The sequence below is a fragment of the Spirochaeta isovalerica genome (genome assembly GCF_014207565.1).
Taxonomy (GTDB): domain Bacteria; phylum Spirochaetota; class Spirochaetia; order DSM-2461; family DSM-2461; genus Spirochaeta_F; species Spirochaeta_F isovalerica.
On sequence record NZ_JACHGJ010000001.1, the window covers coordinates 543,159 to 554,040 of the forward strand.

At 42.0% G+C, this 10,882-nt stretch carries 5 protein-coding genes; 1 reads left to right on the plus strand and 4 read right to left on the minus strand.

Going from position 1 to position 10,882, the window contains the following annotated elements; genetic code table 11:
* Positions 1–11 precede the first annotated feature (11 nt).
* The 4 genes from mutS to HNR50_RS02315 all read right to left on the minus strand — a co-directional run bounded on the left by mutS (position 12) and on the right by HNR50_RS02315 (position 10,006).
* Positions 12–2,588, minus strand: coding sequence for a DNA mismatch repair protein MutS (gene mutS / locus HNR50_RS02300; protein ID WP_184743113.1), 2,577 nt, complete (start codon positions 2,586–2,588; stop codon positions 12–14).
* Between the two features lie 63 nt (positions 2,589–2,651).
* A complete protein-coding gene (locus tag HNR50_RS02305) occupies positions 2,652–3,179 on the minus strand; it encodes an OmpH/Skp family outer membrane protein (protein ID WP_184743116.1) in 528 nt (175 codons plus the stop codon).
* A 57-nt stretch (positions 3,180–3,236) separates the two neighbouring features.
* Positions 3,237–5,723 (minus strand): outer membrane protein assembly factor BamA, encoded by a 2,487-nt coding sequence (gene bamA, locus HNR50_RS02310; protein WP_184743119.1) that lies wholly within the window; start codon positions 5,721–5,723, stop codon positions 3,237–3,239.
* A gap of 38 nt (positions 5,724–5,761) precedes the next feature.
* Entirely contained in the window at positions 5,762–10,006 is a 4,245-nt protein-coding gene (locus HNR50_RS02315) for a translocation/assembly module TamB domain-containing protein (RefSeq protein ID WP_184743122.1), read from the minus strand.
* Positions 10,007–10,251: 245 nt separating this feature from the next.
* Here HNR50_RS02315 and tmk point away from each other — a divergent pair, with 245 nt between their 5' ends.
* The gene (tmk, locus tag HNR50_RS02320; protein WP_184743125.1) at positions 10,252–10,872 is read left to right on the plus strand and encodes a dTMP kinase; all 621 of its coding nucleotides are present in this window, start codon (positions 10,252–10,254) and stop codon (positions 10,870–10,872) included.
* Positions 10,873–10,882: the final 10 nt, after the last annotated feature.

Sequence of the window (10,882 nt, forward strand, 5' to 3'; positions counted from 1 at the left end):
TTTAATTTGCTTCAATTCCCGAGTATTTTTTTCCAGGAATCGAGTTTATTAAGAGCCTCCAGGGGTGTCATGTTATTTATATCCATGCCTCTGATTTCATCGACGATCACTTCTGAATCATCAAAGAGGAAAGAATCCTGCTCCTGTTTTTTTTCAGGGATCTGAATTTCCCCCCCATCATTCAATCGCGATTCGAGATATGCCAGAATTGAGCGGGACCTCGAAATAATAGAATGGGGAAGACCAGCCAGACCTGCAACATGAATACCATAGGAATTGTTAGACGGACCTTCCTTCACTCGTTTGAGAAAAAGAATCTCTCCTTTGTTTTCTCTGACGTCCATTGAAAGATTAAACATTTTTTTATGATTCATATGACACAATTCATGGTAATGGGTAGCAAAGAGCGTTTTGGCTCCTATGTCTTCCATCAGGAATTCAGAAACACCCCAGGCTATAGAAAGACCGTCATTTGTACTGGTTCCGCGGCCGACTTCATCCATAATAATCAAGCTGTCTTTTGTAGCGGTTCGCAGGATGTTGGCCGTTTCGTTCATTTCGACAAGAAATGTCGATTCCCCCCTGGCCAGATTGTCAGAGGCTCCTACACGGCAGAAGATTTTATCGACAATTCCGATTTCGCTACCGGAAGCAGCGGGAATGAATGACCCCGACTGCGCCATGAGTACGATAAGGGCAATCTGTCTCAAATAAGTCGATTTACCAGCCATATTGGGACCTGTGATAAGTGCGAAGGATTTATCATCGCTTGTGAAATCAATTCCGTTTGCAACAAACTCTCCCGCCGGAAGATGGGCTTCGACAACCGGGTGCCTGCCTTCGCTTATATAAATCCTCCCTGATTCATTAAGTACTGGACGGGTATATCCTCGTATAGTAGCGCCGTAGGCAAATGACTGAAGACAGTCAATCTCTGCTATTTCTGAACAGACTTCAAGAAGTATATCCAGTTTTTCTCCTACCTGTTTTCTGATACCGAAAAATATTTCTTTTTCAATTTCAATAATCTTTTCCGAAGAATTATTAATTTCTGTTTCAAGAGAGATAAGTTTATCAGTCGTGAAGCGTTCAGCATTAACAAGAGACTGCCTTCTGATATAATGCTCAGGTACTTGTGACAGCTGTCCTTTTGAAATTTCAAAAAAGTAGCCGATGATTTTATTGTACTTGATCTTTAAGTTCCCAATACCGGTTGAGTCTTTTTCATTCTGAAGATATTCATCAAGTATGGAGCGGCTGTTTTTTTTGATATTCCGCAAATTATCCACCTTTTCATCATATCCCTGACGTATCAAACGACCTTCGGTGAAAAGAATGGAGGGATCCTCCATAATGGATACATCAAGTAATTCATATAGGGAAGAAATCTCTTTCATTCCTTCGGCAGAGAGTATCGATATATCGTCATCGGGAATCTGTTGAAGTAACGCTTCAACTTCCATCATATTCAAAAGGGATTGCTTAACGGCTATTAAATCTTTTGCATGAGCTTTTTCCATGGCTATGCGGGCGGAAAGCCTTTCGAGATCCAGAATGCCTCCCAATAGATCTCGTAAATCCGAAAGAAGGGCCTGTTCTTTATACAAAAGGGAAACTTTATCGAGTCTGTAATCGATTTCAATCTTATTATTCAGCGGTTTTAACAGCCAGTGTTTAAGCTTTCGCGCACCCATTGCCGTTCTTGTATAATCCAGAACATCTATAAGAGTAAAAGAACTGCTGTTGTCCTGCATATTTCTGATAATTTCCAGATTCTTTTGAGTAGCCTCATCGAGACTGACAAAATCCTGCTCTCTATAGCTGGCCAGATGGCGGATATGGGAAAGCAGACTTTTTGAAGTGTCCTCCACATATTCAATAATAACTCCAGCGGAAAGAAGCTCTGCATCGTTATCAGAAAAACCGAACCCTTTCATGCTGGCAACCTTAAAATGCCTTTCAAGTTTCAAACGGCTGGAGTCAATATCGTAGCTCCAGTCCGGATAGCGGTTTATGACTGCTTGAGTCTGGCTCAGGATTCTGTCTATCTGATCATCAAGCATCGATTCCTGAACAATAATTTCCCTGGGGGAAATTCGCATCAATTCTTTTTTCAGTTTCTCGTTTTTTTCTGTCCACCCGATTTTAGTCGTGAGAAATTCACCTGTTGAAAGATCAATATAGGCGATGGACAGTTCTTTTCCCGAACGCCCGAGAGCGGCCAGATAGTTGTTCGATCCTTTGTCGAGAAAATCTTCATCAATGACAGTTCCTGGTGTAATTATTTCTACGACATCTCTTTCGGCAATCCCTTTCCCCCCTTTTGGGAGTGAGATCTGTTCGCATATGGCTATTTTTTTTCCGGCTTTCAACAGCCGGCCTATATAATTCTGTGATGCATGATATGGAATACCACACATGGGGATTCCGTGTCTTTTTGTCAATGTAAGGTTTAAGAGGCGACTGACTTCAACAGCATCGCTCTTAAACATTTCATAAAAATCTCCCATCCGGAAAAAAAGAACCGAATCGCGGTTTTTTTCTTTTATAGACAGATACTGTTTCATCATCGGGGTGTTTTCAGACATAAAGCGATTATACAAAAAAACCCCGCATCTATAAAGCGGGGTTTGAACATTCTTTAACTGTTATCAGTTGAGAGACTGAAGTCTTTCCAGAACCATATTGGTTATATCAACTTCTTCATTACTCCAGATAAGACCGGGCGTTGAATAATCCAGAACGATAGAGCAACCCTGACTTAAAGCAACAAATTCTATAACTTCAAGAAGCTGCTGTGAAAAATCGGTGCTCTGCGTCAGGTTTTTCTGTCTTTCGGCGAGCTGATTGTTTTTTGTCCTGTAGTAATCCTGCATATACTGCTTCTTATTGAAAATGATATTATCCAGTCTCAATGCCTCGGATTCATCTCCTCTGTTTTCCGCAGTGAGTTTTCGCTCTTCATACATCTTGATTTCATCATTGAGCCTGACGAGTTCCTGCTGAATCTCTTCTTTCATATCTTCAAGCTCCCGCATCCCTTTGGATTCGGCATAAAAAATCTGAAGGATTCTCGTTCTATCGATAACTCCGACCTTGGTGATCTGTGATGCAATCAGATTCCCGCCTAAAACAAGAATCAGAAAAAATGAAATCAACAATGTTTTATTAGTACTCATATTGTCTCCTGTTGAATTAGACCCTATCCGGAAGAACCGGACAGGGATGATTTTTTCTTACTGGTAAATATCTATACCGAATGAGATGACGAGGTCGAGCCCTGAATCTCCGAAAGTATCATATTCCGCTTCAGGCTTCCAATCAATTCCGCCTGTCGTTTCATCATATTTGAATTTTTTGACGAGATAAAGGGAGAATGGAAACTGGGGGTTTGCAAGCCTGAGTCCGGCACCGAGCGAAAACTTAATATCTCCGTAATTCCCCTGGCGGAAAAAATCACCGAACTCATCTTTCGTACCCCACAACCCGACTGCATCGAGGAAGATGTCAAAAGAAAGGATACTTTTAACGATCGGGAAACGAAGCTCGACATTGCTGTCCCAGAGAACCTGTCCTCCCGATACCGGCGACCAGCCCCTTGCAAGGAACATTCCGTCGGCGTAAAAGCCGTCTTCTTCTATATTCAGGGGCGCTCCGCCTGGACGCTGAGCGAGATAGGAAAGTGCCGTATGGAATTTAAGCACGCTTTTGAAATTGAATGATTCCGAAACAGGAAGATCGAACAAAGTAAAATAAACATCAAAGCGGCTGACTGATTTGATGTATTCAGAAGCCGATGAAGGGAGAGTTCCGGCGAGCGTGAAGGTTTCGCTTAATACAAATCCTTTTGAGGGATCATAAATAATATCCCTCATATCCCAGGAGGCTTTTGTCCACCAACGGTCCGTAGGCAGCCATGTTCCATAATTGCTTCTTATTGATGAGCTGTAAGGCCTGTAAACATCAGCATCATAGGTCAGGTATTTAAATCCGGCCTGTATACCGGTACTAAGACCGAATCGGCCTACAGGAGTCACCCAGGTATATCCCGTACTGACACCGGCAGAAATATTATGTGACTGATATGACATGAGATAGTCTTCGTGTATTGAATCGTCGATTGATGTTCCCGGAGCATTGTCGGGAACGCCGTCTCCATCATTATCTCTTTTGATTTTATCCTGGGACACATGACTGTATGTGAGGTTCACACCGCCTGACCATCTGAGCCCGAATAATCTGGGCTCTGTAAACTTAACTGAAATATCCTGGCTGTCGGGAGAGAATTTCGTTTCGACTCCGAATGTCTGGCCATAACCGAGGAAGTTTCTGTCAGACCAACTGACCTGCCCGGAAATGGGGAACCCGTCTCCGCCGGAAATAGCGATTCCGAAAATGATATCGGATGTTTTCCCCTCTTCGACATTGATAACCAGATCCATAAGCCCCTGAGCGCTTCCTTCAAATGTCTGAGGTTCGACAACCGAAAAGTACTGGGTATTATAGAGGTTATTAAGCGCCTGAAGAATTTTGGTTTTATTGAAGACGTCTCCGACTTCGAGTGGGATCTCCCTGAAGATTACGTGATCTTTCGTCTTCTCGTTACCCTGGATAATAATATTCTCGATGTGAGCTCTGTCTCTTTCGACTATGGTTACGACATGGGAAACAGTCCGGTTCTGTTCATCCCGCTTTTCTTCCCGCGAAATTGTATTGAATATATATCCGTTTTCGTAATAAAGATCGGAGATCCTCTGATAATCCGCCAGAAATTTGGATTCGTTATATACCTTTCCCACCTGCTGCAGGACCTGCTCGAGAAGTTCTTCGGTCGTATAGATTTTATTACCGGTAAACTCGATACCACCGTAGGTAAACTGTTCACCTTCTTTTATATATAAAGTGATTTTAAGGAAATTTATATTTTTTTCTTCATCGGTCACAATGCTTTTTTCAACATTATAGACCTCTGCATCGATATACCCTCTATCATGGTAATACTGCTCAATTGCTCTTTTGTCTTCTTCGAGTTTGTTTTCCTGGAAAACACCTTTGTTGAAGATAGATTGAGTTTTGGTGGACATCTGTCCTTTAAGAGTGTTATCTGAAACGTATTTGTCATTACCTACAAATTCAATTTCATTTATTTTAGTCTGAGTCCCTTCTTCAATTGTAAAAACGAGAGTTGAAGTATTACTTTCCTGATCTTTCGTATCCTCACCTTTTACAACGGCATCGAGAAACCCTTTTTCGAGATAGAGATCGAGAATGGCTGATTCGTCCAGCTTAATGCTCGTCTGGTTAATCATATCTCCCTTTTTCAAAAGGATCGTGTCGAGTAATTCCCCCCGTCTGATTCTTTCGTTACCTACGAACTCAATGTCGCTGATAACCGGCCTTTCCTTGACATCAAATTCAAGGATAACAGTATTCCCCGCATCATCACCCTTATTGGCTGAAGGAATGATAAGCTCGAAATAATCAAGTGCGTAGAGTTTGCTTTGAATCTCATAAAAGAGAGAGTCGGTAAAATCCTGAGAAATATATTCACGTACGAGACCGCTTAATTCAGTTGAGGAAACCGTATCGAGACCTGTAAACCGGATATCAATTATTGTTTTGCCGAGATACCACTCCTCGTCGCTCTGCTGAGCGTTCAGAGATAAGGGCAGAATCGTCAATAAAATAAAAATATGTAATACGTTAAAAGTGCGTTTGAGCATCAATACTCCTTTATGATCTTCCTTAATTTTCCATTACATCAATATGAATACTGCCATGTAAACGAGATTGTGTTCTGGGGCAGAAAATAATCCGAATCCGGATTGTTATTCGGGTCATAGGTCCAGTCAATCAATACGAATGGCGTTATAAACTGTATATTCAAATTCAGATTAAGCTCCAGACCCCCGAATGTGGATGATACACTACGGGAGTCATCATAATCTACAACAAGAGATCCCTCAAGGAATAAAAATTCACCTATATATTCTCCAATAAACAGAGACGTATCCTCAAGATATCTGGCGAAATTGACTCTCCGGTTTCCATTGTCGTATATATTTTGATCCTGAAATCTATCCAGAATGGCATTTTCTATCAGATTTGTGTTAAAAGACACAAAATCGAGATTAAGTGAATTCTTAATCGCTTCTTCAAAAGGCTGCATGATCGTATTTTTGCCGATCATACCTCCCGTTGCGACAAGAACCGATGCCACACTGACCTGATCAGGATCATTAGATGGTATAAAAGATTGTCCTAGAAGGGCAAGTATCTCATTTTCCGTTTTCCTGGGAAATGAAAGAAATTCGGGGTTGAACTCATTGAGCAGATAATCATCGAAAAGAAGTGATATGGTAACATCTTCACCCAGTTCATCTCTGGTTATGACATCCGCGCGAACATTGAGTTTCGGGTTGAATTTCACCTGGCTCTCGTTGAAGTCAATATATCCCTCCTGAAGATAAAAAGTTTTGTTGAAATAGTTGATTTCTCCGGTCCTGACATCGACTCGTCCGACAAGCGCCAGCTCGTCTGACCGTGAATCGTAAGCAATATTTATATCGTCACCCTTTTCGGCAGTGGCCTGAATGATGGGGACCTGCCTGTTGGGAAAGTAAAAATTGACATCCCTGCCCGTCAGTATCGTTAGGTCTACAGTGAAACCATTAATGCTGGGATTTTTAGGTACTGATAATGGCTGATTCGGAACGGCATCACTTTTCAGTGATGATTCAAGACTGTTGCAGGTGAGCGTCCCCTCGAGGAAACCTCCTTGCCGGCTCCCCTCGATATGAACAGGTCCGGTAAAGTATCCGTCCCAGGAAAATCCGGGGATGGCATATGCGACTCTCGCCCCCTCGCCGCCCCTGATGTCGACGTCGAGATTGTAGGTCGTAGGCAGTCCCTCATCGAACTCAAAGGAAGAGTCAACAAAGATTTCTCCTTTATTGAGCCCTATGGAAAAGGGATTAATAGTGAGGGAATGTCCTTCGAGAGTCACTTCAGTCGAAACCGGATCCGGTATTTCTGCGAGAAATGGCGATTCGGGAACAAGATTGCTGATTCGCAAACGACCGTCGAAATCCGGATCGGATATAGGTCCGTGAACTCTGAAATCCCCATCAATAATTCCTGAAGTAAAAATAACACTTCTCTTCTTTTTAAACGGATCGACAGGCATAAAATAGTTGAGAAAAGAGGGCTCAAATGCCAGATCACTGACTTCCACATCAACTTCCCTGTTATTCACCATCCCGTTGGCTGCAAAACGGAAGGGGAAAAGATCTCTTATAATTACAGAAATGTTTTTGCTTTCCAGATCATAAGCTGCTGAAAGGATTTCCCCGTTCTTTATATTCCCTGAAATAAGGGAACCCTTTTTCTCCATATCGACCTGCAGTCGGGGAAATGTATTCAACCCATCCCATTTTACAGGAGCCGTTACCAATTGGCCTGTCATATCGATATCGGCAAGATTGGATAAAGTGAAGATATCCAGAGATTGATTCAAGTTGACGTAGACTGATAAGGATGTTGATGCTTTTGAGCGGTTTATATTCTGATTTATAGCCCCTGTTGCTATAAGTTTCCCTTCATTGAGATCAAGCATAAGCAGACCGCGATTAAACATAATCCCGCTATATTCCAGTTCCAGATCGGAAATTCGGATCTGGTCCTTATCTCCGCGGACAAAAGTCGAAACAACGATGGGGACACCGTCCAGATTCATTCTCTCCGTATTGATAACGGCCTGATATTCAGGAGACTCCAGCTTTCCGCTGAAACCCAGATCGAGTGAGACGTTACCTGTAAGCCCCTGCTCCCTGAAACGCTCAAGAGGTGAAGACACCACTGAAATACGGGAATCAATTTCACCATGATCGGAAGAGTAGTAAATATCGTACTGCTCACCGGTTTTTCCCGTATCATCTATAAGTGAAAGCCAGGAAGTCTGATGTCCGGGGATATAGGAGACGCGCCCCAGCCCTTTCAGTGAAGAAATGTTATCCCGATATATTACTTCGTATATATCAGCGCCCTGATTTCCCAGGTTTGCTGTGATTTCAAATTCCGGCTTAATCAGACTCAGAAATCTGTCTGTTGATATTCCCGATTTTTCAAGAAAGATGTTCCAATCTCCATTTTCATAGGCTCCGGATGCATTGATATCAGCAAAAACGATCTGATCGTACAGAGGTAAGGGAAGAGACTGGCTCTTAAGATTGAATTCATATGACCGGTCGCCTGACTTCTGTAACAAAGCGAACAGACCGTAATCACCTTCCAGAATAATCTGACCGGTTGAATAATGAGCATCAATTCTATAAGGCTTATCTTCCAGATCAAAATGAGTCGAAACAAGAAAGTCGTCACCTTCTCTGTTTGAATTGACATACCCGGTCAGTTCATATTGATCCCAGTTAAAATAGAGGTCGTTAATTTTAAAACCTTTTTCGTTGTAGGAAGCGGAGAAGGACAGTTTGTTATCCGGTTTAGCATTGGATTGGAACATAAAATCGCTGACGAGAACAGTCAGGTTTTCAAGGTCAGAATGAAGTATGAAATCTGTAGAAACCGATGAATCTGAGAATCCTTGGGGCAATGATGGCAGTTCTTCTCTCTGAGGGATGAAATAAACAAGAGAGCCGGCCGGTAAGCTATCCAAAGCAATGAATGAACTTATTTCCGGCTTTTCGCCCAGATTTACCAGGGTATCAACAGTGATTGTCCCTTCATGATCTTCTTCGTCCTTCAAACTGGCTTTTAAAGAGGCTGTTATATTTTCCCCTTCCGGAAACAGAACAAGATTGACGCTTTCAATGGATTCGCCGCCCGTATCAATTGAGTCTGAGCGGAAAGTGAGAAACCCTTCCTGATGAGAGACTGTGAAGGTGCTGTTAACCAGAAACCCCAAGGGAGTCTGTACATTGACCAGCCTGATTCTTCCTGTAGGGAAAAAGCTTCCGGTACTGATATTGCCGTTAAACAATGCCCTTCCTTCTGTAGTCTGCAAGTCGAGATTCCTTACATTGATCTGGTTGAGATCGCCTGTAATATCAGTCTTTATCGAAACCGGCCGGTTGAAGACATCCTGACTGATTCTGATATTTGAATCGAGTGAGTATACGGCGTCTTCCCGCAAAGTATTGTATATTATTGATCCGTTACCGGTAATTCTCGAAGAACTGTATTGACTGTACGGTGCCAACTTACCCTTCAAAGAGATCAGACTGTCCGGACGGAAATTTTCTGATTTAAACGAAAAAAACCAGTCCCCGATAATTCTGTCGTGTTTAATTACGAGATCGATCGGTCTGTAATCCTGGACTTTTCTCAGTTCAAGCTGACCGGTATTCAATATGAACTGAAATGTCTGATCTGTCAGGTTTGCTACATCTGATTGGAAATCTACAGTTGTAACGGTAAAGTTCAGGGAATCAAAAAATTCCGATACGGAACCGCTGGCTTTAACCGAGGCTCTGGCCATTGAAATGAAAGAATTATCACTAATGAATCTCGTGTTTACATCTCCGTTTATTCTGGTACGGTAAGTTCCTTTATCCGGGGTAAGCGAAAAGAAAAGGTTTTGACCTTCCAATACAATATCCGGTGTAGTGAAGGACAGATCGACGCTTCTGCCGGATATTCTCGTTGTCAGGGGGAGCAATGTAAAATCGACGCCACCGCGTTTCGACAAAATAGCAAGAAGGTTTTTATCTCTTTGGGAATCGATGTGAAATCGGGCTTTTGTCAATGTTAGACTTTTCACGGCTTGAAGCGGTGTTAATTCACTGTTCTTCTTTATAAAATAGAATGGCGAATAAAAAGCCTTAAAGGATCCTATTTCAGCCAGAATATCACCGGGACCGCCTTTGCCATAAACTCTGAGATCTTTGATGTTGATGTAGCTGAATATGGAAGGAGAAATGGAACTGTAAACTAAATCATACCCAATCATTTCCTCCAATGAAGAAATGAGCTCCTCCCTCACTTCATCCATCCGTTTTCCCGTATAATCAGTAATAGGGACAATCACAAGAGCTGTAATGGATATTATTACAGATAGAATGAGAAATTGTATGATATGTAACTTCCTATCAACTGAAAAAGGCAAAAGTTCCTCTCTGCTTAAAATATACTACGACTAATTTTATTATCGTTAAAGCGGTGTATAATTTTTATAATATAAGAGCTATCGGGAGCCTATTAGTTACAAAAATAATGATTATCCTGTAATATCTGCTCATGGAACAGGAAATACTAAAAGGATTCATCGTTATAGAAGGACTGGACGGATCCGGAACAACAACTCAGCTAGACAATATAACATCTTTCCTGAGTAATAGAAACATCAGCCATGTACGCACGTTTGAGCCCACTGACAAGGAAACAGGTCTTTTGATTAGACAGGTCCTTGCGGGAAAAATCCCCCTGAAACAGGAAACGATAGCCTATCTATTCGCCGCTGACAGAAATGAACACATTCACGGTGAAAAAGACGGGATCATTGAACTGCTCAAGAGCAATCGCTATGTCATTTCCGATCGGTACCATTTCAGCTCCATAGCTTATCAGTCGATCAATTCCGATCCTGCACTAGTCAGAGAACTGAACAATCGTTTTCCGCTGCCGGAATATCTCATATTCATTGACGTTTCCGTCGAAGAATGTCAGAAAAGAATGAAACAACGCAACGGAACAAAAGATATATACGACAGCATCGAATATCAGCGGAAAGTTCTGGAAAATTACAATAGAGCTATAGACTATTTTTCAGATTCATCGATGAAAGTTGTAAGAATCAATGGAATGCAAAGCGCCGAACTTGTTTTTCAGGATATTCTGGAAGCTGTCTTTTCCGATTAATATATTCTCG

Excerpts from the sequence above, each read along its gene's own strand:
- mutS (WP_184743113.1), bottom strand. The coding sequence starts at position 2,588 with ATGTCTGAAAACACCCCGATGATGAAACAGTATCTGTCTATAAAAGAA.
- HNR50_RS02305 (WP_184743116.1), bottom strand. The coding sequence starts at position 3,179 with ATGAGTACTAATAAAACATTGTTGATTTCATTTTTTCTGATTCTTGTT.
- bamA (WP_184743119.1), bottom strand. The coding sequence starts at position 5,723 with ATGCTCAAACGCACTTTTAACGTATTACATATTTTTATTTTATTGACG.
- HNR50_RS02315 (WP_184743122.1), bottom strand. The coding sequence starts at position 10,006 with ATGGATGAAGTGAGGGAGGAGCTCATTTCTTCATTGGAGGAAATGATT.
- tmk (WP_184743125.1), top strand. The coding sequence starts at position 10,252 with ATGGAACAGGAAATACTAAAAGGATTCATCGTTATAGAAGGACTGGAC.